We start from the raw sequence: 21685 nt of genomic DNA on the forward strand, positions 1-21685 counted from the left end.
TTAACATCATGTAAACAGTGACCCAGGTCTCACCACCCCCGAACGGGGGTGCAGCAAGCGGAGGCCGCCGAACCTCCGGAGCCGGGCAGAGGAGCGTCAACGTGCCGGATTCCGTCGATGCGGTCGAGATGCAGGCAGCGCTGCTGCGGCTGCGCCGGACCAGTGGGCTGCCCGTGGCCTTCGGCGGGCTGCTCTCGGATGCCCGGCACGCCCGGATCGCCGAGCTGAACGGGGCGCAGACCTCCGCTCTGCGCGGTCTTGTCATCTCGGCGGGCAGCGGGCTCGGCGGCAAGTCGATCGCCCTGTCCCGGCCGTGCGCGGTGACCGACTACCGCTCCTCACGCCACATCAGCCACGAGTACGACATGGCGGTGGCGGCGGAGGGCCTGCGCTCGGTGGTCGCAGTGCCCGTCGTCGTACGGCGCAAGGTGCGCGGTGTGCTGTACGGGGCGCTGCGCGAGCCGGTCTCGCTCGGGGACCGTACGTTCGACGCGGCGGTCGCCGCTGCCCGCGATGTGGAACAGGCCCTGGTCGTACGGGACGAGGTGCAGCAGCTCCTGGCCATGACCCGGGAACAGGTCACGGACCCGAGGGCCGCGCCGGAGGCGTGGGAGGACGTCCGCGAGGCCCATCGTGAACTGCGTGCCCTGGTGCCGAAGGTCGTGGACCCGGCGCTGCGCGACGAGTTGCTCTCGGTGTGCGGGCGGCTCGCCTCGGCGGCCGGTGCCCGCGCGCCGCAGCCCTGCGGGGTGCACCTGGCGCCGCGCGAGGTGGACGTGCTGGCCTGTGTGGCTGCGGGGACGACGAACGCCGGGGCAGCGGAACGGCTGGGGCTGCGGCCGGAGACGGTGAAGGGGTATCTGCGTTCGGCGATGCGCAAGCTGGGCGCGCACACACGTCTGGAGGCGGTGGTGGCGGCGCGACGGGCGGGGCTGCTGCCGTAGCGCGACGGCGGGAGCTCACCGTTCGAAGTCGACGAACGTCGTGAACCGGATGTCGTATCCGTTCGCGTCGGTGCCCGCCGGCGCCATGGTGCAGAGCATCCGTACGGCCTCTTCCGTGACGGCGTCGCGATCGGCCCGGCTCAGCCTGCCGAGCGGTTGCACGGTGAGGGTCGTCGCACCGCAACCCGTGCCGACCCCGGTGCCGAGCCGCCAGATCGCCGCGAGGAATCCGTCGACCAGCACCGTGCCGTACGCCTGATTGCCGTTCCCGTTGCGCCCCCGGTACTGCGGCGGGATGACGCGCGTACGGTCCGCGTGGCCGAGCAGCACATTGTCGAACTCGGGCAGGAAACGCGGCGGGGCGGGGGTGTCCTCGTCGGGGCGAGGGGCGTCCGGCAGGTCGAAGAGTTCGACGCCGTTCTCGTCCCGGAAGGTGATGAGCTGCGGCCGCAGCCGTTCGAAGACCTCTCGCAGCCGGGTCAGTCCGGCCCACGTCTGCATGTCCTGCACGGAGGCGGGCCCGAAGGCGCCGAGGTAGCGCAGCACGGTGGCATCGGGTGCGGGAACCGGTTCCGACGGGCTGCCGAGCCAGTGTTCGACGGTGGTCAGCGCCACCTGGCCGCTCCTCCCCCACACCCCCCGCGGGGTGACCTGGACCAGCGGCAGCAGACAGCGGGCGGCCACGCCCAGCGCCTGCGGGTCGGCGTGGGGCCACTCGGTGAGCAGCGCCTCGCGGATCTCCTTGGGGGTGCGGGGCCGCTCCTCGACGAGTCGCCTGCCGACCGCCCCGAGCCGGTCCAGGTCCACCCCGGCAAGCCCCTTGCGGAACGTCTTGAGCTCCCGGTCGCGCGCTGCCTGGACGAGCGGGCGCAGGGTGAGCGCGTCGGCGGCCGTGTGCAGGTGGATGGTGGAGCGCATGGTGACGATACGGACCACCTCGCGGGACTCCATCAGCCCGGCGAGCTCGGCCGGGTCGAAGCCGTCGAGGCGGGCGAAGAGCTGGTGGTACGGCGGCTTGGTGTTCTGCGCCTGGAGGCCGACCAGATGCCCGACCGCCTCCTTCGCGGACATCGCGGTCCGGCACAGCAACAACTGACGCGCCAGCGTGGCGCGGCCCAGCGTGCGCGGGGAGAGCACGGCGGGTGCTGCGGGGTTCTTCTTCGCGGCCATGGACGGCACGCTACGCGGCCTTGCGGACATCTTCGGTCCTCATCGGTGACGTGCTCCGATCCGCACGCCCGCCATGCCGCCGCCCCGCAGGACCCCGGATCGTGGGCCCGCCAACCGCATCATGGGCCGGTGATCAGCGTCCTGTTCGCCATCCTGACCGCGATCAGCAACGGCGCGGCCTCCGTTCTCCAGCGCCGCGCCGCCCGCACCGTGCCCGACAGCGAGGCGATGCGTCTGTCGCTGATCGGACATCTGCTGCGCCGGAGGGTGTGGCTCGCCGGGATCGGCCTGGTGATCGTCGCGGCCGTCTGCCAGGCCGTGGCGCTGGCCACCGGGCCGATCGCCCTGGTCCAGCCGATCTTTGTGATCGAGCTGCCGGCCACACTGCTGATGGCCGGGTTCGTTCTGCGGGTCCGTATCCCCCGGCAGATCTGGTACGCGGTGGCGGCCGTGACGCTGGGGCTGGCCCTCGGCATGGCCTCCGCGGCCCCGGGCGACGGTAGCACGTCCGTGCGGGGAGCGGCCTGGATCACGGCGCTGATCGTGACCGGAATCTTCGAGGCCGCACTGATCGGCGCGGCCCTGAGCACGCGAGGCAACCGTTCCTAAACAGTGTCCAGGAGTGAGCCCTGACCCCCGGGGTGCGCTGCTCGGCCTCGCCGCCGCATGCGGGTATGCCCTCACGGCCGCACTCATGAAGGACGCCATGGCACGGCTCGAAGGGGGTGGCGGAGCGGTGGCGCTCTTGACGTCCTGGCAGCTGTACGCCACCGCCGCGGCCGGAGTGGGCGCGCTGCTCCTCCTCCAGAACGCCCTCCAGGCGGGCATGCTGGTCGCCGTCCAGCCGCCGCTGACCCTCGGTGACGCGCTGATCAGCGTCCTGTACGGGGTGACATTGTTCGGCGAGGAACTGCGCACCGGGTGGTGGGTGCTGCCCGAACTGGTCGCGCTCGCCCTGATCACGGTGGGCTGCATCGAGCTGGCCCGCTCCCCGCTGGCGTCCGGAACCGCGCCCCCGCCCGCCCGCAAGCCGCCGCCCCGTCGGAGGCCCTCCGCCCCGATCCGGGGCGGTTCCCCGCCATAGGGTCGCGCCGCCCGGCCGCGCAGGGCTATTCTCCGGTCGAGCCATGTGTGGCAAACGGGCAAGGGGCCCGATTCTTTCTTGGGGGTTGGTGTGGTTTCTGGTCGTGTGGTGCGGTTCGACGGCGCACGGGGATATGGCTTCATCTCACCCGACCACGGCGGTGAGGATGTGTTTCTCCATGTGAACGACATGTTGATCCCCGAGTCCTATGTGCACACGGGTACGGCGGTCGAGTTCGAGATCGAGGACGGTGACCGCGGACTGAAGGCCTCGTCCGTCCGGCTCGCCGAGGGTCCCGACGGGAAGCCGCTGACCCCTCCGAGGCTCGCCTCGGTCAGCGGTTCCGGGTCGGCGGACGACGACACCTTGTGCGATGTGCTCAGTGCGGCCGAGTACACCAATGAAGTGACCGACGTGCTGCTGGAGTCGGCACCGTCGCTGACGGGAGCTCAGATCCTGCAGGTCCGGAGCGGGTTGCTGCAGTTCGCCAAGAACCACGGCTGGACCGAGGGCTGACGGGGCAGCGAGGCACCGGCCCGCCTTTCTGTAGTGCCGGGGGCCCGTCCGGTCATGATCCGCCGGACGGGCCCCCGGCTCATTCAGACGCTCGGCTCCCGCACGACCAGCGGAGTGCCGAGCACCTGGTGTCCACCGCTGGCCAGCATGCGCACCTCTCCCCGGTCACTGATCTCCGCGCGCACGATTCCGGTCTCGTCCTCGTAGATCGGGTATCCACCCGCCCCCGACTGCGCCGTACGCCGGACGATCACCGTGTCGTCCTCCACGGCGGACGCCTGAAATACCAACTGGTAGCTCTCCGGGTAATCCATGGCGGATGTCCCCAATCACGCCCTGAGCTGGGAAACAGACGCCCCAGCCCGCCGGGATTCCGGAATCCTTCCGCTCGCCGCAGAGGATTCCGCCTCACCCCCAGTTTCCTCCGGCACTCCCCGCGCCGCATCCAGAACATCCCGCGTCCGCTCTTCCGCCTCAGCGAAGAGATGCGCGTACGTCGCCAGCGTGGTCATGACGTCCTTGTGCCCCAGACGCTTCTGCACCACCTTCGGATTCTCCCCGCCCGCAATCAGCACCGAGGCGTAGTGGTGGCGCAGCTCGTGCCAGTGCCACGACTCGACACCGGTTGGCGCCCCGCAGCGCTCGCACCACCATCTCGTGCGGTGTACGTCTCCATGGATATGACCGAGGGCCTCATCGCCCGCTTCCGTACGATGGCGGTCTACCGTGGCTCTGTGATCATCGGGCATGTCGTCGGCAGCGTGCTGCAGTCGATCGCCAGCGTGGTCCTCGTCGGTGCCGTCGGCGTGGCCATCGGCTTCCGCTCCACCGACGCCACGGCTCTGGAGTGGCTGGCGGCATTCGGGCTGCTCGCGCTGTTCTCCCTGGCGCTCACCTGGATCGCGGTCGGGATGGGCATGGCCAGCCCGAACCCCGAGGCGGCCGGCAATATGGCCATGCCGCTGATCCTCCTCCCCCTCATCTCCAGCGCCTTCATCCCGGCCGAAACGATGCCGGGCTGGTTCCAGCCGATCGCCGAATACCAGCCGTTCACCCCGGCCATCGAAACCCTGCGCGGCCTGCTGCTCGGCACCGAGATCGGCCACAACGGGTGGATCGCGATCGCCTGGTGCGTCGGCCTGACCGCGCTCGGCTACCGCTGGTCGACGGCGCAGTTCAACCGCGACCCGGAATGAGTGCGCGGGCTGCCTCCCGCAGCTCGTGCCGCTCCAGGGCGGCGCACTCCGACACCGCGTCAACATACGCCGCCCCGCCGGCGTCCTCGGCCGGCCAGGCCGGGGCTGCGGCCATCGTCGGCTGGAACTCCCGTAGCAGGCCGAGCCGTTCGGCTGGCGCGAGCAACTGCACCGCGGAAGGGCCGCCGCTGGCAAGGCTCGCACGGCAAACCCGTGCAGGGCGGTGCCGACCGCCGAAAGCGGGGTGATGCCCCTCGCCTTCGGAGAGGCACAGGCCAAACATCGCGGTGAAATGATCACGAGTCCCAAACGGTCGCATTTTCAATCAATTGAACCGACCGCCGCCCCTCGGCCCCGGACCCGCACTGCACGGGTTCGGGGCCGAGATGCCTTCTGGGCTCTCGTGGGGTGTTGTTCCAGTGGTCAGGAACCTACTTGCGTTCCGGAAGGATTCCGGCAGGACATCTCCCGATACGGAATGGGTCGGGGCATGCTCCGCCTGCGTCTTCCATCGCCCCGTCGGGGCATGCTCCGCCTGCGTCTTCCATCGCCCCTCGGACCGGCCTGCCACGCCCGGGCAGCGGCCCACGGCTGCGGGCTCATACCCGGGCCACTTATCCTGAACCCATACGGGCGGTTCGACGGCACTCGGGCGCTTACCGAATACATGCCCCCCTTTCTCCCGAGTCGTGTGCGCGGCAGGCACGACCGGGACCCGAAACCGGGAAGGGACACACCATGAAGGATGCCGACATGGGAGACGATGTCTACCAGCCCCAACAGCCTGAGGCCTCCGACCTGACCGAGCAGCTCGACATCGAGGACACCCTGGAGAACCGGGCGGGGCTGACCGACCTGCTCGATGAGGGCTACTCCCCGCCCGAGCGACCGTGGGCCGTGGAGGATCTGGGCACCACGGCCGCCGAACAGCACAGTGGCGAGCCGCTCGAGGGCCGCCTGGCACGGGAACTGCCCGATGTCACCGAAGCCGACGGCGACGACCTGGGAGATCTGTCCGACGGTGACGGCGAACTCTGGGACGCGGAGGTCGGTACGGTACGCGCCGGCCGACTGACCCGGCAACTGGACATCAACGAGCCGGACACCCTGGCGGCCGAGGACGTCGGGATCGACGGAGCGGCAGCATCGGCCGAGGAAGCCGCCATGCATGTCGTCCCGGACAGCCTGAGGTGAGGAGGCGCTTCTTCCCCTTGCACCGACGCCAGGAATGCATCGGCGGGAATACATTGACGTCAGGAATTCTTCGCTTCCGCTTTACTGCGATGTGACATCTAACCGGCGGCACTCCGACCATGACCTCGGAGGTAATCGACGCCTTCCGCGCCATCGGACATCGTGTTCCTCACGAGCACACGGGAGCCCGGCCCCAGGGGCCGGGACGCGAGGAGAGGACAGCACGATGACCGCATACGAGGACGCCGTTCAGCGCTACTTCGTCGCCTGGAACGCGGCCACCCCCGAGGACCTGGAGAAGGCCGTGGCGGCCGCCTTCACCGAGAGCGCCACCTACACCGACCCGCTGGCCGCCGTAGGTGGCCACGAAGAGCTCGCGGCCACGATCAACGGGGCCCATCAGCAGTTCCCCGGTTTCGAGTTCCGGCTGACCGGTACCCCGGACGGCCACCACGACATCGTGCGCTTCAGCTGGGAACTGGTCTCCACCGCCGACGACTCGGCGCCTGTCGCAGGGTCGGACGTACTCACACTCGCCGACGACGGACGCATCACTTCGGTCAGCGGCTTCCTCGACCGGGTACCCGGAGCCTGAGCCGAGGGCAGGAGACAGCCGTCACGTGAGCTCCGCGAGTCCGATGCCGAGATGACCGTCGCCGCGGTCGACGGTCTCGAACAGCCGGTTTGCAGGGCGCGGGGGCCGCGGAGCGTTCCGCCGTACCGGCGACTGGTGCGGTGACCGCTGCCGCCGCCGAGTCGGCCGATTGATCGATCGATCGATCGACGCACAGTCAGGTGCTCGCGCCTGCGCCTGCCGTGCACTGCCCGCGCATTGCGCTGCCGCGGCGGGCGTCCGACGCCGCCCCGAAGCCGGCTCCGGACCGCCCGGTCGTCATGCCGGCTCGTCGAGGAACTTCCCGCCCTCCAGAAGGGTCTTGAGTGACGAGAGGATCACGACCCAGCCGCCGCTGACACCCTCCAGCATCTTGCTGTCCGGGCTGTCGAACCCGTCGTGGGTGATCGTCAGCCTGATGCCCATCTCGGGCTCCTCGGCCGGCTCGATGTCGAAGGTGACCTTGGACCGCTCCTGGACGGCCCTGTCCCACTCCTCATCCGAGGCGAAGTCGAACATCTGGCGATGCATGGGCTGCAGGGTGTGCCAGGTGTACGAGAGCCGCTTGCCGGGCTCCGCCTCCAGGACCCGCTGGCCGACCTCCTCGAACTCGCCGTCCGGGTCCATCTTCCAACGGACCGGCGCGCCGACCTCCCAGGTCGACTCGGGGCCGTAACCGCCCATGTAGATCTTGATGAATTCGGGGTCGGTCAGCGCCTGGTAGAGCTTCTCGGCGGTGGTCTGGATGTAGATGACGTAGACGAACTCGGGCTTGTCCATGGCCGTTCCTTCCAGGGTCTGTTCGAGTCGGGACAGCGCGGTCAGGCGGTGGCCTTCGTACCGGCCGATCCAGCGGTCGGCGAGCTCCTGGATCGGCACCGGGTTGAGGTAGTGCAGCTTCTCCCGGCCCTGGCGCACGGCGGTGACCAGCAGCGCCGATTCCAGCACCGCCAGGTGTTTGCTCACCGCCTGCCGGCTCATGCCCAGGTCCTCGCCCAGCTCGCGCAGGGTCTGACCGCCCCGGGCGTTGAGCCGGTCGAGCAGTTCCCTGCGACTCGGGTCGGCGAGTGCCTTGAATATCGGGTCCATCGCCGCCGTCACGGTCACCATCACCTGTTCGTGTTCTCGGCCCCTCTACAGCATAGGCAACCCTTTGGTTGCATGTCGAGCCGGGCCGGTCCGAAGGCACCCCCACCACCCTCCACGCTTTTCGCCCCATCGCTCCCGGGCCGCCGGAACGATTTCTGGAATTAACTTCTGATGTCTTGTCACGGCTGGTTCTACGCGCATAGTTTTTGCCCTCACCACACTTCGGGAGCAGCCCACCGTGCACATATCCAGACCCCGTTCCGTCCTGCTGGCCGGCGCCGTCACCGTGACACTCTCGGCCACCGCGCTGCCCGCCGCCTTCGCGGCTCCGTCCTCGACCGCCGTGATCTCCGAGGTGTACGGCGGCGGGGGCAACTCGGGTGCGACACTCGCCCGTGACTTCATCGAACTGGCCAATGCCGGTTCCGCCGCGTACGACCTGTCCGGTTTCAGCGTGCAGTATCTGCCGGCCTCTCCTTCCGCCGGTTCGCTGTGGCAGGTCTCCGCACTGAGCGGGTCCGTCGCCCCCGGCGGCCGCTACCTCGTCGCCGAGGCCGCGGGCACCGGCGGCACCGTCGCCCTGCCGACGCCGGACGCCACCGGCACGGTCGCGATGGCGGCCGGCGGCGGAACCGTCGCGCTGGTCTCCGGCACGACTCCGCTGACCTGCAAGACGGCGGCCGACTGCGCGGCCGACACGCGGATCGTGGATCTCGTCGGCTACGGCTCCGCGGTCGTACGGGAGGGCAGCGGCCCGGCGACGGGGGCGTCGAACACCTCCTCGGTGGCGCGCGGTGCGTCCCTCGTCGACACCGATGACAACGCCGCCGACCTCACCGCGGGCACCCCGACACCGGTCAACTCGGCCGGTGAGACATCCGGCGGCTCCGGTCCGCAGGACCCCGGCGGCCCGACCGAACCCGGCACCGTCCGGATCCACGACATCCAGGGCACCACCCGTGTGTCGCCGCTGGAGGGCCGGCCGGTGACCGGTGTCCCCGGCATCGTCACCGGCGTACGGACCACCGGTTCACGCGGCTTCTGGATCCAGGACACCGCGCCGGACACGGACGCCCGTACCGGTGAGGGCGTGTTCGTCTACACCGGCTCCACCGCGCCGGATGTCGCCGTGGGCGACTCGGTGCTGGTCAGCGGCAAGGTGGACGAGTACTACCCGTCGTCGACCACGCAGTCGATCACCGAGATCACCGCCCCGAGGACGACGGTCCTGTCCTCGGGCAACGCGCTGCCCGCCCCGGCCGTGCTCGACGCGGCCTCGGTGCCGGACGCTTACGTCCCCTCGGTGGACGGCGGTTCGATCGACTCGCTGGCCCTCGACCCGTCGGCGTACGCCCTCGACCTCTACGAGTCGCTCGAAGGCACTCGCGTCGAGATCTCCGACACCCGGGTGACGGGTGCGACGACCGCGTACGACGAGGTCTGGGTGAGCGTCGAGCCGGACGAGAACCGGACCCTGCGGGGCGGCACTCTTTACTCCTCGTACGACGACCAGAACACCGGCCGTATCAAGGTGATGTCGCTCGACCCGGCCCGACCCGTCCCTGTCGCCGACGTGGGCGATGTGCTGTCCGGCGCCACCACCGGTGTCATGGACTACGCGTCGTTCGGCGGCTACAACCTCCAGGCCACCGAGCTCGGCACGCTCACCGACAACCACCTGAGGCGCGAAGTCACCCGGAAGCAGAAGGGCAAGGAACTCGCCGTCGCCACGTACAACGTGGAGAACCTGGATGCCCTCGACGAGCAGGCCAAGTTCGACAACCTCGCCGAGGGCGTCGCGGCCAACCTCTCCTCCCCGGACATCGTGTCGCTGGAGGAGATCCAGGACGACAACGGTGCGGTGAACGACGGCACGGTCGGCTCCGAGGCGACGCTGAAGCGGTTCACCGACGCGATCGTCGCCGCGGGCGGTCCGCAGTACGCATGGCGGTACGTCGCCCCCCAGAACGGCAAGGACGGCGGCGAACCCGGCGGCAACATCCGCAACGTCTTCCTCTTCAATCCCGGGAGGGTCGACTTCGTGGACCGCGCGGGCGGCGACGCGACCACCGCCGTGACCGCGGTGAAGACGAAGAAGGGGGTGACGCTCTCGGCGTCGCCCGGCCGGATCGCCCCGACCAGTGACGCCTGGGCCGACAGCCGCAAGCCGCTCGTCGGCGAGTTCCGCTTCCACGGGAAGCCGGTCTTCGTCATCGGCAACCACTTCACGTCCAAGGGCGGCGACCAGCCCCTGCACGGCCGGTACCAGGAGCCGCGGCGCAGCTCGGAGACCAAGCGGGTGAAGCAGGCGGCGGAGGTGAACACCTTCGTCAAGTCGCTGCTGGCCGCGGACGATTCGGCCCGGATCATCACGCTCGGCGACCTCAACGACTTCGCCTTCTCCCCGACGATGGACGCACTGACCAGCGGCGAGGTACTCAAGCCACTGATCACCACGCTGCCTGCGAGCGAGCAGTACAGCTATGTGTACGAGGGCAACTCGCAGACGCTGGACCACATCCTGACCAGCCCCGGCGTCCGCCGCTTCGACTACGACGTGGTGCACATCAACGCGGAGTTCGCCGACCAGGCGAGCGACCACGACCCGCAGATCGTGCGGGTGGACGTCAACGCCCCGGGCCACGGCGGGCACTGACCTCCGGAGCCTGCGCGAACGCGCGAGCAGCGGGTGGGGACGACCGGTCGCCGGGCGGCCCCACCCGCGTCGACAGCGGATCAGGGCCGGCCCGTTCCGACTGATCGCAGGACGACCCAGTGGTCGGACTCCCCGATCGTGACGAACCTGCCGCGAGACGCCACAGGGGCTGGCGGCGCAGGAAGTGGCGGACCGGCTGGGCGTGCACCGCACGGTGAGCGGTACGGCGTACCGGCGCACGAGATCCTGCGGAGGGTGGGCGAGGCGGGGTACGTCGGCGGTCAGGAGGACGTGATCACCGATGTGGCGCTGCAGCTCGTCGCCGAACGGGAGCGGGTTGCGGTGCGCGGCTGACGTTCACCTCTCGGCCCTGCCCGGTGACCGACGAACAGATCACCTGGCAGGGCCCCGACCTGCACATCAACTGCATTGGAGTGAAAGGGAGTTCGACACACAGTCAAGTGATTGTCATGCCCTGGACACACCTATACCCTGAGCGGGCTTCGGCCCCTCGGCCCACCCCACTCGGGCCCGGGGGCCGTTCTTCTCCCCCACAGAGCAGGAGCAGGTATGCCCAGACGAGCCGCCGCCCACACAAAGCGCCGCGCATCCGTCCTAGCGGCCCTCACCGCCACGGCGCTGGCCGCGACCGGAAGCCCGGCCTTCGCCGCTCCGGCCGACGGCCACTCCATGAACCGGGCGTTCGCACGGGCGGCCGCGAAGTTCGACGTACCGCGTGATCTGCTCGCCGCCGTCGGGTACGGCGAGACCCATCTCGACGGCCACTCCGGGCGCCCCAGCCAGGCGAACGGGTACGGCGTGATGCACCTGGTGAGCAACCCCACGAACCCGACGCTGGAGCGGGCGGCCGCCCTCACCGGCGAACCCCTCACCGACCTCCGCACCGACACCGAGGCCAACATCCTGGGCGGCGCGGCGGTGCTGCGCCGTTACGCGGACAAGCTCGGCCTCGACGACCGGGAGCGCGACGACGTCAACGCCTGGTACCCGGCCGTCGCCCGGTACAGCGGCTCGACGGGACCCGCCGCCACCCTCTACGCGGACGCCGTGTACACCTTCCTGACCCACGGGCTCTACGCGACTGTCCCCGGCGGTGAGCACATCTCGGTGACGGCCCGTCCGGTCTCACCGCACAAGGGCTCGCTCGACACCACCGACGTACGCACACAGAGCACCGACTACCCGTCCGCACTGTGGGTTCCGGCCAATGCGAACAACTTCACCGTGGGCCGGACAGCCAAGATCGACAAGGTGATCATCCATGTCACGCAGGGCTCGTACGCGGGCTCGATCAGCTGGTTCCAGAACCCGACGGCCGAGGTGAGCGCCCACTATGTGGTGCGTTCCTCCGACGGCCAGATCACCCAGATGGTGCGCGACAGCGACACCGCGTACCACGCACGGGGCCAGAACGCCTCGGCGCTCGGCATCGAGCACGAGGGGTTCATCGACGACCCCTCCTGGTTCACGGACGCGATGTACCGCTCCTCGGCGGCCCTGACCCGCCACCTGTGCGACCGGTACGGGATCCCGAAGAATCGGACGCACATCATCGGGCACAGCGAGGCACCGGGCAACGACCATACGGACCCGGGCCCGTACTGGGACTGGAATCGCTATATGCAGTTGGTGGGCGGAAACACCGGTGGCGGCAAGAGCGGTGACGGGCTGAGCTTCACCGCGTACGCGACCCAGCGGAACGGCTCGACGGGCGCCCAGGTCAAGGCGGTTCAGCAGCTACTGAGCGAGCAGGGCTACATGGTGGGCGCGGTGGACGGCAGCTTCGGCCCGGCCACACAGACTGCGGTGATGGCGTATCAGGCGAACCACGGACTGACGGCCGACGGCGTCGTCGGAGACAGGACCTGGACCGCGCTGCTGTCGGCCGGTCCGACGACGCCCCTCGAGCAGGGCGCCTCGGGCGACGGGGTGAAGCGGCTCCAGCGCTCGCTGACCGCGGCACTCGGCTCGACGGTCGGCATCGACGGGAGCTTCGGCCAGGCGACGGTGACGGCGGTACGCGGCTACCAGGCGAACCGGGGCCTGACGGCCGACGGCATCGTGGGGGCGGACACCTGGACGGCGCTGCGGGCGGGGCGCTGACGAAGACCTCACGGGCGCGGGGCGGGGTGGTGCGGACCGCGCACCGCCCCGCCTTTCGCATGCCGCTCGCGCTTCTCCCTGTTCCTGGCGGGCGTCTGCGTGGTCAGCGCCGTGGCCATCTCACTCACACGGGAGAGTCACCGGGACGACCTGTCCGTCCGGGAGCCCGCCGCCGCGCCGAAGCGGGCGGCCGCTGCGGCCTGACCGGGCACGGGTGGTGCTCCGGGGGCTGTCACAGGCCGCTTCAGCACCGCCCCTCCAGCACCGTCAAGACCCGCGTCACGTTTGAGTAACCTGCCGGAAACCCTTGACGTTTCTCCTGACTCGTTCTTAACCTCAATGCGTAGTTCGTACTTCTTGCAGTTCACGTGCTGCGGCGCTTTCCGCAGTGTTTTGACAGGCACAGACATAGACCACCTGTCGGTGGTTTCGTCATGCCTGTTTTTTTGTGCTCCCCGTGCCGCCGATGGGTCTTCCTCGAAGGCGGATTCATGGCACAACGTCCGAGCGTCAAAGGCGTCGCCGACGTCGTTGCGCTCATCGATGGGCTGGGAAAGATCACCGGCCGGGCGCAAGTCATCTGGTTTCTCGTGTTCGGCGGGCTGTTTCTCGACGCCTATTCGAATGCCGCGCTGAGCGCCGGTCTGGGACCGATGACGTCCCAGATGGAGCTGACCAGCACCCAGGTCTCGATCCTCACGGCCACCGCTCCGGCCCTGGCGATCGTCTTCAACCCGGTCGGCGGCTGGCTCGCCACCCGGATCGGCCGCGTCCCCCCGCTGCTCATCGCCAAGGTGTTCGCCATCGCGGGCGCCCTGCTCGCCGCCTTCGCCGGTGACTTCACCGTCGTCTGGCTCGGCCGGGTCCTGGTGGGTGTCGCGTACGGCATCGACTTCGCGGTCGCCATGGCGCTGCTCGCCGAGTACACCCCCGCGAAGCTGGGCGGCCGGCTGAACCTGTGGCAGGCGGTCTGGTACGTCGCCACCACCAGCAACCTCGCGCTCGCCCTGCTCTTCTTCAACCTGGACGTCGGCGCGGACATCTGGCGCTGGTCGGTCGGCTCGGCCGCGGTCGTCGCCGCCGCGCTGCTCGTGGGCCAGTGGCTGATGCTCAAGGAGAGCCCCACCTGGCTGGCGAGCAAGGGCCGTCTGGACGAGGCAGTCGTCAATCTGGACAGGATCTACAGGATCAAGGCCGTCGCCGGCCATCCCGACGAGGCGACCCGCGCCGCCACCGAGGCTCCCGCCATCGGGTTCCGCCAGGCCGGACTGCTCTTCAAGGGCGAGTACCTGCCGCGCACGGTCCTCTCCTCGGTGATCTCGCTCGGGCAGTCGATGCAGTACTTCGCGGTCGGCTGGTACCTCCCGCTGATCAGCCTGACGATCTTCGGTGAGAGCTTCGAGAAGGCCACCATCGGCTCGATGGTCTTCAACGCCTTCGGTATCGCGGGCGGGCTCCTGTCCGCCTACTTCGGCCGGCGGCTCGGACTGCGGCTCAGCTCCGCCGCCGGTTTCGCGGGAGTCTTCGTCGCGCTGCTCGCGATGGGGCTGACCTTCGGGAAGGTCCCCATGGCCGTGGCGTTCCTGCTGCCGGTCCTGTTCATCCTCTGCCACTCCGCGGGCCCCGGCGCCAACGGCAAGTCCATCGCCGCGCTCTCGTACAGCAGTGATGTCCGCGCACTCGGCACCGGTGTCACCGGGATGGTCGGCAGCTTCGGCAGTGTCGCCGGGCTGTACGTCTTCCCGCAGATCAAGGACTCGCTCGGGCTCGCCGACACGTTCCTGGTGCTCTCCGTCGTACCGCTGCTCGGCCTGATCACCTGCCTGGCGATCAAGTGGGACCCGACGAAGGCCGCTTCGCCCGACGAGGTCGCCGGACAGGACCGTGCCGCGGCCGGCGCCCGGACCGGCTCGACGCAATCCGCGGAGTCCGTGACCGCGCGCTGACCGGCCGTCGGACCTGTCGCATCACACGATGGTCCTCTCCCCTCCGTATCCCTCCGCACAGCTCGCGATGCTCGCAATGAAAGGGCTGCAATGACGCAGACGTTCCCCGGCGCCGCCCCACGGCGCGGTGTGCTGTCCATCGACGAGGGCACCACGGGCACCAGGGCCGGAGTCGTCCTCGACTCGGGCGCCGCCCACGAGGTGTTCTACCGTTCGATCAAGGTCAGCCATCCGGACGACCTCTCGGTCGAGCAGGACCCGATGGAGATCTGGACCGCCACCGTCGAGGTGGCGCGCCGGGCCGTCGGCCGGGCCCGCGAGGAGGGCATCGGGATCACCGCGGTCGCGCTCTCCACCCAGCGGGCCACCGCGATGCTGTGGGACCGGGTCAGCGGGCGGCCGTTGCTGCCCGCGGTGGTGTGGCAGGACCGGCGGTACGCGACCGAACTCACCGCGTACGAGGCGGAGTGGGACGCCGCCCTGCTGGCCCGACAGGGCCGGCCGGTCGGCGCCCGCGCCCCGTTCCTCTGGGCCGCCCGGCAGATCGCCGCGCACCCGGAGGTGGCCGCCGCCCACCGCGAGGGCCGGCTGCTCTTCGGTACCGTCGACACGTGGCTCATCTGGCGCCTCACCGGCGGCGCCGTGCACGCCACCACCCCGACCAACGCCGCATCCACCGGCGGCTATCTACTGGAGCGGCACGCCTGGGACGAGGAGTGGATCAGCCACCTCGGCTTCCCCCTCGACCTGCTGCCGGAACTCCGCTCCGACGACGCCGGATTCGGTACCACCGACCCGGCCGCCCTCGGGATCGCCGTCCCGCTGGCCGCCTCCATGGGCGACCAGCACGCCGCACTCGTCGCGCTCGGAGGTCTCGCCGCCGGGCAGGGCATGTGCGTGTACGGGACCGGCGCCTTCGTCGACGCGGCGACCGGCACCACGCCCGCCCTGCCCCGGCCGGACATCTCCGGGGTGCTCGCCCAGCCCGGCCGGCGGCAGGGCGACATCAGCCACTACAGCCTGGAGGCCTACACCTCCACGGCGGGTTCGGCGCTGCGCTGGCTCTGCGACGACCTGGGCCTGTTCGCATCGCCGAAGGAGCTCGGTGAGGAGGCGGGCCGGGTCCCCACCCGGCCGGGCCGCACCCCGCGTTTCGTCCCGGCACTCGCCGGGGTCCGTACGCCGGTCTGGCACCCGGAGGCCACCGCATCCCTCACCGGGCTCACCCTCGCCACCACCCGCGCCGATCTCGCGCGCGCCGTGCTGGACGGGATCGCTCACTCGGTGTGCGACCTGATCGACGGGGTCGCCGACACCATGGGCACGCCGTTCACCCGGCTCCGGGTCGGCGGCGGCGTCTCCGGCAGCGACCCGCTCATGCAGATCCAGGCCGACCTGACCGGCCTGCCGCTGGAGCGGGTCTCCGACTCCGCGACCGCCAGCCTGCGCGGCACCGCCTATCTGGCCGGTGTCGCCCAGGGCCTGTGGTCCTCGCTCGAAGACGTCGTCGAGGCGCAGCCGCACGGCCGGATCTTCGAGCCCGCGATCAGCGGGGCCGAGCGCACCGCACAGCGGTCCGCCTGGCGCGACGTGCTGATCGCCCACCTCGACGACCCCGCGCTGCTCCCCCTGAACGACCCCGCACCCAAACCTCACACCCCCCACTGACGGCCCCTCACCGTCGCACTGGCGCCCCGTACCCGACCACGCGGCCGCCGCACCGAAACACCAGGAGTTGATGTTGTGATCACCATGCCCGCCCGGAAACCGCGGCGCAGCGCCGCGGCGACCCGCCGAACGCCACTGCTGCTCGACCGGGCAGCCCTCAAGCGCCGGCTGGCCGACGACACGTACGACGTGCTCGTCATCGGCGGCGGCATCACCGGGGCGTACGCCGTGCTCGACGCGGCCTCGCGCGGGCTGCGCGCGGCGCTGATCGAGAAGGACGACTTCGCATCCGGCACGTCGTCGAAGTCCTCGAAGATGGTGCACGGCGGCCTGCGCTACATCGAGCAGGGCAATGTCAACCTGGTCCGCCACTCGCTCCTGGAGCGTCACCGCTTCCGCAAGAACGCCCCGCATCTGGTGCACCGGCTGCCGTTCCTCTTCCCGATCCTGGAGAAGGAGGGCATCTTCGACGCCCGCCTCGCCAAGGGCTTCGAGGGTCTGCTGTGGACGTACGACCTGGTCGGCGGCTGGCGGATCGGCAAGCTCCACCAGCGGCTCACCGTCCCCGAGGTCCTCGCACAGGCGCCGACGCTGCGCGCCGAGAACCTCAAGGGCGGGCTGATGTACTTCGACGCCCGTACCGATGACGCCCGGCTCGTCCTCACCATCATCCGCACCGCCGCCGCGCTCGGCGCGACGGTCCTCAACGGTGCCAGGGCCGAGGGTCTGCTGATGCAGATGGGCAGGGTGGCCGGTGCCCGGGTATCGGCGGACGGCGACACCATCGACATCCGCTCGCGGGCCGTCGTCAACGCCACCGGGGTGTGGACCGACGAGCTCGACGCGAAGGCGGACGACGGTCACAAGCCGCAGGTACGGCCCGCCAAGGGCGTACACATCGTGGTGCCGTGGGACAAGGTGCGGATCAACTGCACGGTCACCGTGCCGATCCCCGGCCGGGCCCGCCGCGCGACGTGCACCCGCTGGGGCAACAGCGTCGTGCTCGGCACCACGGACGAGGACTACCGGGGCTCCCCCGACGATGTGCACTGCACCCGTGAGGAGATGGACTTCCTGCTGGAGGGCGCCAACACCGCCTTCGAGGGGAAGCTCACCCCGGACGACGTGGTCGGTTCCATCGGCGGTCTTCGTCCGCTGGTCGGCGGCAAGGAGGGCGCGACACTCGACATGCGCCGCGACCACCACATCACCGTCGGCCGCACCGGCATGGTGACGGTGACCGGCGGCAAGCTCACCACCAGCCGGCACATGGGCGAGCTCGTCATCGACAAGGTGATGACGGTCCTCGGCCGCAAGGGTAGGAGCCGCACCACCGATCTCCCGCTGCTCGGCGGCGCCGGTTACGACGCCGAGGCGGTCGCCGCATCCGGTGGCATCGCCGCGCATCTCGGCGAACGCTTCGGCACCGAGGCCCGGTTCGTCGGCGACCTGATCCAGGACGACCCCGCACTGGCCGAGCCGATCGTCGCGGGACTCCCGTACACCAAGGCGGAGGTCGTGTACGCGGCCCGTGCCGAACTGGCCCGCTCGGTCGACGACGTGCTCTCCCGCCGGACGCGGGCCCGTCTGTTCGCCCGGGACGCCTCCGTCAAAGCGGCCGAGGCCGTCGGCGCGATCCTCGGCCGGGAACTGAACCTCTCGGAGGCCGAGGTGGAGCGTTCGGTCTCCGAGTACCTCGCAGCCGTCCGTCACGAAAAGTCCGTACTCCTCGAAGGGGCAGCAGCATGATCAGCCGTCAGACCATCACCCATCCGTTCAACCGGGGCAATTACACGATCGGCGCTCCCAGCTTCGCCAAGTGGGCGCAGAACACCCCGATCGGGGACGGCGAGGCCGCCCTCCAGACCGACCCGGTCGAGGTCCCCGATGCCGTGGTCGAGGCGCTGCGCGAGGCCGCGCACGCGGTGCACACCTCCCGCGACGAGGTCGTCACCCGGACCCGTGACTGGTGGGCCGGCTCGATGATCGGCGAGACCGAGGGCCGTCCGGCGACGCCGGACGCCGTGATCGTCGAGGCGGCCGACGCCGACCAGGTCGCGGCCGTGCTGCGGATCTGCCACGAGGCCGGCATCCCGGTCACCCCGTCCGCGGGCCGCTCCAACGTCACGGGCGCGGCGCTCCCCGTCTTCGGCGGCGTCGTCCTGGATGTCTGCGGGCTGAACCGGATCACCGGCTTCGACGCCGAGTCGAACATCGTGGACGTCCAGGCCGGCATGTTCGGCGACCTCTTCGAGAAGCAGCTCCAGGAGGAGTACGGCGTCACCACCGGCCACTGGCCGTCCGCGTTCGCCGTCTCCACGGTCGGCGGTTGGATCGCCTGCCGCGGCGCCGGTCAGCTCTCCACCCGTTACGGCAAGATCGAGGACATGGTCGTCGGCGTGGACGTCGTGCACGCCGACGGAACGCGTGCCACGTACGGCGACTACGCCCGTGCCGCGGTCGGCCCGGACCTGCGTCAGCTGTTCGTCGGCTCCGAGGGCACCCTCGGTGTCATCGTCTCGGCTCGTCTGCGGGTCCACCCGCTGCCGGAGTACGCCGATGCCGTCGCGTTCGGCTTCAAGACCTTCGCCGAGGGCCTGGACGCCTGCCGCAGGATCATGCAGCGCGGTGCGACCCCGGCCGTCCTGCGGCTGTACGACACCCTTGAGTCGGGCACCCACTTCGGCCACCCGGAGACCAACCTCCTGCTCATCGCCGACGAGGGCGACCCGGCCATCGTCGACGCCTCGATCAAGGTGGCGACCGAGGTCTGCGAGGCGTACGGCCCCGAGCTGGACAGCAAGGCGGTCTTCGAGCGCTGGCTGGACGAACGGATGGTGGTCGGCAAGTCCGCGGACGGCTTCAAGCCGGGTCCGGGCTTCGTCGCCGACACCCTGGAGATGGCCGCGTCCTGGACCGACCTCCCGGTCATCTACGACGAGGTGGTCGCCGCGATCCAGTCGGTGCCCGGCACCCTGGCCGCCTCGGCCCACCAGTCCCACGCGTACACCGACGGCGCCTGCGTCTACTTCTCGCTGCGCGGCGATGTGGCGCCCGAGTCACGCCGCGACTGGTACCGCTCGGTGTGGGACGCGGCCAACGCCGTACTCATCAAGCACGCGGCGGCGCTCAGCCACCACCACGGCTGCGGTCTGCTGCGCGGCCCCTACCTGGAGGAGTCCCTCGGAGCGGGCTTCGCGACGTTCGTCGCGGTGAAGAAGGCCCTGGACCCGGCCGGCATTCTCAACCCTGGCAAACTGGGCCTTCCCAGCCGATTCGGTACGTCCCCGCTGAACTGACGTCAGCGGCCACGAACCCTCCTTCTCCAGGCAGGCCCTTGCCATGACCCCTTCCCTTTCCCGGTCCGGTGCCGCACTCGACCCCCGGCTCGCCTCGGCCTTCGCCGAGGTGCCGGTCGTCGCGTCGGTCGTCGGCACCCAGCCGCTGCGGCAGTTCCTGACCGCACCGGCGAAGGTGTGCATCGTCGCGTCGCTCGCGGTGGGGCAGCTGCCCCAGGTGGTGCCGGCGCTGGGCCGGGCGGGGAAGACCGTGTTCGTGAACGTGGACAGCAGCCCCGGTCTGGCTCAGGACCGGGGCGCGCTGGAGTTCATCAAGAACATGGGCGCGCACGGCGTGGTCAGCACCCGGCTCTCCCTCATAGAGAAGGGCCGCCCGCTCGGCCTGCTGACGATGATGAAGGTGTTCGTCACCGACCGGTCCAATCTTCGCCGCTCCACGGACGCCATCGCACGCGGGGCACCGGACCTGGTCGAGATCATGCCCGCCCCGATCGTCGCCCGGATGAGCGCGCAGGCACAGCGTGCGATGTCCCCGTCGGTCGCCGCCGGCTTCGTGGAAACCGCCGCGGACGTGGCGCTCGCGCTGGCCCTCGGGTCGGCCGCGGCCGCCACGTCCGACCCCCGCCTCTGGCACCTGCGCCGGGACCAGTTGCCACCGGTCCCGCCCGCCGCCCTGAAGAGGCCCGCCGCACCCCAGGAGTAGTCCCCCATGACATATGTGGTCGTAGCCCGCTACCGCGCCGAGGCCGGCGAGGAAGACACCGTCCTTCCCCTGCTCGACACGATGGCCGCCGCCTCCCGCGAGGAGCCGGGCAATCTCGACTACCGGGTCCACCAAGGCATCGAGGACCCGCAGGCGATCGTGCTGTACGAGGAGTACGCCTCCGAGGCCGACTTCACCGCGCACTGCGCAACCCCGCACTTCCAGGAGATCGTGCTCGGCAAGGTCGTCCCGCTGCTGGAGAGCCGCGACGTGCTGCGCTGCGCTCCGCGTGCACAGGTGCAGTCGTGAAAACCCGTGCCGTGGTCCTGCGCGGGATATCGACGGCCCGCCCCTACTCCGGGACCCGCCCGGTCGAGGTGGAGGAGCTGGAGCTGGGCGCCCCGCGCGAGGGCGAGGTGCTGGTCCGTATCGCGGCCGCCTCGCTCTGCCACTCGGACCTCTCGGTGGTCAACGGCAACCGGGTCCGCCCGCTGCCGATGGCCCTGGGCCACGAGGCGGTGGGCGTCGTCCAGGAGACCGGACCGGGCGTCAACCGTGTCTCCCCCGGCGACCATGTGGCACTCGTCTTCGTGCCCAGCTGCGGTTTCTGCGGCGACTGCGCGGCGGGCCGCCCGGCCCTGTGCGCGCAGGCAGCGGCGGCGAACGGCTCGGGCGCGCTGCTGCACGGCCCGTCGCTGCTGACCGACGCCTCCGGCAACCCGGTCCACCACCAGTTGGGCGTCTCCGCGTTCTCCGAACACGCCGTGCTGGCCCAGGAGTCGGTGGTGCCGATCCCCAAGGACATCCCGTTCACCGTCGCGTCGATGTTCGGCTGCGCGGTCCTGACGGGCGCCGGTGCGGTCATCAACACGGCGGCCCTGCGCCCCGGCCAGTCGACGGTGGTCTATGGCCTGGGCGGCGTGGGCCTCTCCGCGGTCCTGGGCGCCCGCGCGGCAGGGGCGTATCCGATCATCGCGGTCGACCCGGTCCAGGAGAAACGCGACCTGGCCGTCCGGCTGGGTGCGACGCATGCGTACGCCCCCGGCGACGCGATCGAGGCGGTCCGCGAACTCACCTCCGGTGGCGCCGAGTTGGCAGTGGAGGCGGTAGGCAGCCCCCAGGTCATGGCCGAGTGCCTGACGGTCGTGGCCCGGGGCGGCAGGGTCGTCTCGGTGGGCCTTCCCGCCCCCGACCGGGTGCTGGAGGTCCCGGCCCTGGCGTTCGCGGGCGAGGGCAAGTCCCTGCTGGGCTCGTACATGGGCGACGCGGTCCCGCGTCGTGACATTCCCAGGTTCCTGGACCTGTGGCGGGCGGGCCTGATGCCGGTGGAGCAGATGCACACGGGCACGCTGCCGCTGGCCGACATCAACGCGGCGATGGAGGAACTGGCTTCGGGCCGGGCGATCCGCCAGGTCATCGACACGTCGGGGATGCTGAGCGCCTGACGCGTCGCCCGGAATCCGTTGGCGGCGGCGCCCCTGCC

19 protein-coding genes and 2 pseudogenes are annotated in these 21685 nt (G+C 70.4%); 16 read left to right on the forward strand and 5 right to left on the reverse strand.

Annotated elements, in window-relative coordinates:
- Window positions 1-101 precede the first annotated feature (101 nt).
- On the forward strand, window positions 102-944 hold the full coding sequence (locus OG953_RS09605) for a response regulator transcription factor (protein WP_405683453.1): 843 nt from the start codon (window positions 102-104) through the stop codon (window positions 942-944).
- A gap of 15 nt (window positions 945-959) precedes the next feature.
- On the opposite strand, the gene OG953_RS09610 is transcribed toward OG953_RS09605, so the two are convergent.
- Window positions 960-2114: a winged helix DNA-binding domain-containing protein gene (locus tag OG953_RS09610; protein ID WP_405683454.1), complete on the reverse strand. Its 1155-nt coding sequence runs from the start codon at window positions 2112-2114 to the stop codon at window positions 960-962.
- A 129-nt stretch (window positions 2115-2243) separates the two neighbouring features.
- Between OG953_RS09610 and OG953_RS09615 the strand changes: the two are divergent.
- Both OG953_RS09615 and OG953_RS09620 read left to right on the forward strand, forming a co-directional pair.
- Window positions 2244-3198: pseudogene (locus OG953_RS09615) on the forward strand (DMT family transporter).
- A 90-nt stretch (window positions 3199-3288) separates the two neighbouring features.
- A complete protein-coding gene (locus OG953_RS09620) occupies window positions 3289-3714 on the forward strand; it encodes a cold-shock protein (protein WP_405683455.1) in 426 nt (141 codons plus the stop codon).
- Window positions 3715-3797: 83 nt separating this feature from the next.
- Here the strand turns inward: OG953_RS09620 and OG953_RS09625 are convergent, their stop codons facing one another.
- Together OG953_RS09625 and OG953_RS09630 are read right to left on the reverse strand one after the other, a co-directional pair.
- A complete protein-coding gene (locus OG953_RS09625) occupies window positions 3798-4028 on the reverse strand; it encodes a DUF6296 family protein (protein WP_405683456.1) in 231 nt (76 codons plus the stop codon).
- A gap of 15 nt (window positions 4029-4043) precedes the next feature.
- Entirely contained in the window at window positions 4044-4463 is a 420-nt protein-coding gene (locus OG953_RS09630) for a tyrosine-type recombinase/integrase (protein WP_405683457.1), read from the reverse strand.
- Here OG953_RS09630 and OG953_RS09635 point away from each other — a divergent pair.
- Window positions 4374-4910, forward strand: a pseudogene (locus OG953_RS09635) (ABC transporter permease); the annotation flags it as partial. The gene OG953_RS09630 and the pseudogene OG953_RS09635 sit on opposite strands and share 90 nt — an antisense overlap.
- On the opposite strand, the gene OG953_RS09640 reads toward OG953_RS09635, so the two are convergent.
- Window positions 4891-5082 (reverse strand): hypothetical protein, encoded by a 192-nt coding sequence (locus OG953_RS09640; protein WP_405683458.1) that lies wholly within the window; start codon window positions 5080-5082, stop codon window positions 4891-4893. The pseudogene OG953_RS09635 and the gene OG953_RS09640 sit on opposite strands and share 20 nt — an antisense overlap.
- 566 nt (window positions 5083-5648) lie before the next feature.
- On the opposite strand from OG953_RS09640, the gene OG953_RS09645 reads away from it, so the two are divergent.
- A complete protein-coding gene (locus tag OG953_RS09645) occupies window positions 5649-6104 on the forward strand; it encodes a DUF5709 domain-containing protein (protein ID WP_405683459.1) in 456 nt (151 codons plus the stop codon).
- A 226-nt stretch (window positions 6105-6330) separates the two neighbouring features.
- Window positions 6331-6699, forward strand: a complete 369-nt coding sequence (locus OG953_RS09650; RefSeq protein WP_405683460.1) for a nuclear transport factor 2 family protein — start codon at window positions 6331-6333, stop codon at window positions 6697-6699.
- Between the two features lie 297 nt (window positions 6700-6996).
- On the opposite strand, the gene OG953_RS09655 is transcribed toward OG953_RS09650, so the two are convergent.
- Window positions 6997-7806 (reverse strand): ArsR/SmtB family transcription factor, encoded by an 810-nt coding sequence (locus OG953_RS09655; protein WP_405691747.1) that lies wholly within the window; start codon window positions 7804-7806, stop codon window positions 6997-6999.
- A gap of 238 nt (window positions 7807-8044) precedes the next feature.
- Between OG953_RS09655 and OG953_RS09660 the strand changes: the two genes are divergently transcribed.
- The 10 genes from OG953_RS09660 (at window position 8045) to OG953_RS09705 (ending at window position 21647) form a co-directional block, all read left to right on the forward strand.
- On the forward strand, window positions 8045-10462 hold the full coding sequence (locus OG953_RS09660) for an endonuclease/exonuclease/phosphatase family protein (protein ID WP_405683461.1): 2418 nt from the start codon (window positions 8045-8047) through the stop codon (window positions 10460-10462).
- A gap of 138 nt (window positions 10463-10600) precedes the next feature.
- Window positions 10601-10816 (forward strand): hypothetical protein, encoded by a 216-nt coding sequence (locus tag OG953_RS09665; RefSeq protein ID WP_405683462.1) that lies wholly within the window; start codon window positions 10601-10603, stop codon window positions 10814-10816.
- Window positions 10817-11032: 216 nt separating this feature from the next.
- The gene (locus tag OG953_RS09670) at window positions 11033-12586 is read left to right on the forward strand and encodes a peptidoglycan-binding protein (RefSeq protein WP_405683463.1); all 1554 of its coding nucleotides are present in this window, start codon (window positions 11033-11035) and stop codon (window positions 12584-12586) included.
- Window positions 12587-13077: 491 nt separating this feature from the next.
- Window positions 13078-14532 (forward strand): MFS transporter, encoded by a 1455-nt coding sequence (locus tag OG953_RS09675; RefSeq protein ID WP_405683464.1) that lies wholly within the window; start codon window positions 13078-13080, stop codon window positions 14530-14532.
- A gap of 90 nt (window positions 14533-14622) precedes the next feature.
- Window positions 14623-16200 carry an FGGY family carbohydrate kinase gene (locus OG953_RS09680; RefSeq protein ID WP_405683465.1) on the forward strand — a complete coding sequence of 526 codons (1578 nt, stop codon included), beginning with the start codon at window positions 14623-14625 and terminating at the stop codon, window positions 16198-16200.
- Between the two features lie 75 nt (window positions 16201-16275).
- On the forward strand, window positions 16276-17949 hold the full coding sequence (locus OG953_RS09685; RefSeq protein ID WP_405683466.1) for an FAD-dependent oxidoreductase: 1674 nt from the start codon (window positions 16276-16278) through the stop codon (window positions 17947-17949).
- The gene (locus tag OG953_RS09690) at window positions 17946-19499 is read left to right on the forward strand and encodes an FAD-binding oxidoreductase (protein ID WP_405683467.1); all 1554 of its coding nucleotides are present in this window, start codon (window positions 17946-17948) and stop codon (window positions 19497-19499) included. The genes OG953_RS09685 and OG953_RS09690 overlap by 4 nt, the downstream gene beginning before the upstream one ends.
- A gap of 43 nt (window positions 19500-19542) precedes the next feature.
- Complete coding sequence (locus OG953_RS09695; RefSeq protein ID WP_405683468.1) at window positions 19543-20202, forward strand: glycerol-3-phosphate responsive antiterminator; 660 nt, start codon at window positions 19543-19545, stop codon at window positions 20200-20202.
- 6 nt (window positions 20203-20208) lie between these two features.
- Entirely contained in the window at window positions 20209-20511 is a 303-nt protein-coding gene (locus OG953_RS09700) for a putative quinol monooxygenase (RefSeq protein WP_405683469.1), read from the forward strand.
- Window positions 20508-21647, forward strand: coding sequence for a zinc-binding dehydrogenase (locus OG953_RS09705; RefSeq protein WP_405683470.1), 1140 nt, complete (start codon window positions 20508-20510; stop codon window positions 21645-21647). Before OG953_RS09700 ends, OG953_RS09705 begins: the two co-directional genes overlap by 4 nt.
- Window positions 21648-21685 lie beyond the last annotated feature (38 nt).

The organism is Streptomyces sp. NBC_00057 (assembly GCF_045041165.1).
In the GTDB taxonomy this organism is placed as follows: Bacteria; Actinomycetota; Actinomycetes; order Streptomycetales; family Streptomycetaceae; genus Streptomyces.

Excerpts from the sequence above, each read along its gene's own strand:
- OG953_RS09610 (WP_405683454.1), bottom strand. The coding sequence starts at position 2,114 with ATGGCCGCGAAGAAGAACCCCGCAGCACCCGCCGTGCTCTCCCCGCGC.
- OG953_RS09625 (WP_405683456.1), bottom strand. The coding sequence starts at position 4,028 with ATGGATTACCCGGAGAGCTACCAGTTGGTATTTCAGGCGTCCGCCGTG.
- OG953_RS09630 (WP_405683457.1), bottom strand. The coding sequence starts at position 4,463 with ATGCCCGATGATCACAGAGCCACGGTAGACCGCCATCGTACGGAAGCG.
- OG953_RS09645 (WP_405683459.1), top strand. The coding sequence starts at position 5,649 with ATGAAGGATGCCGACATGGGAGACGATGTCTACCAGCCCCAACAGCCT.
- OG953_RS09650 (WP_405683460.1), top strand. The coding sequence starts at position 6,331 with ATGACCGCATACGAGGACGCCGTTCAGCGCTACTTCGTCGCCTGGAAC.
- OG953_RS09655 (WP_405691747.1), bottom strand. The coding sequence starts at position 7,806 with ATGGACCCGATATTCAAGGCACTCGCCGACCCGAGTCGCAGGGAACTG.
- OG953_RS09670 (WP_405683463.1), top strand. The coding sequence starts at position 11,033 with ATGCCCAGACGAGCCGCCGCCCACACAAAGCGCCGCGCATCCGTCCTA.
- OG953_RS09675 (WP_405683464.1), top strand. The coding sequence starts at position 13,078 with ATGGCACAACGTCCGAGCGTCAAAGGCGTCGCCGACGTCGTTGCGCTC.
- OG953_RS09680 (WP_405683465.1), top strand. The coding sequence starts at position 14,623 with ATGACGCAGACGTTCCCCGGCGCCGCCCCACGGCGCGGTGTGCTGTCC.
- OG953_RS09690 (WP_405683467.1), top strand. The coding sequence starts at position 17,946 with ATGATCAGCCGTCAGACCATCACCCATCCGTTCAACCGGGGCAATTAC.
- OG953_RS09695 (WP_405683468.1), top strand. The coding sequence starts at position 19,543 with ATGACCCCTTCCCTTTCCCGGTCCGGTGCCGCACTCGACCCCCGGCTC.
- OG953_RS09700 (WP_405683469.1), top strand. The coding sequence starts at position 20,209 with ATGACATATGTGGTCGTAGCCCGCTACCGCGCCGAGGCCGGCGAGGAA.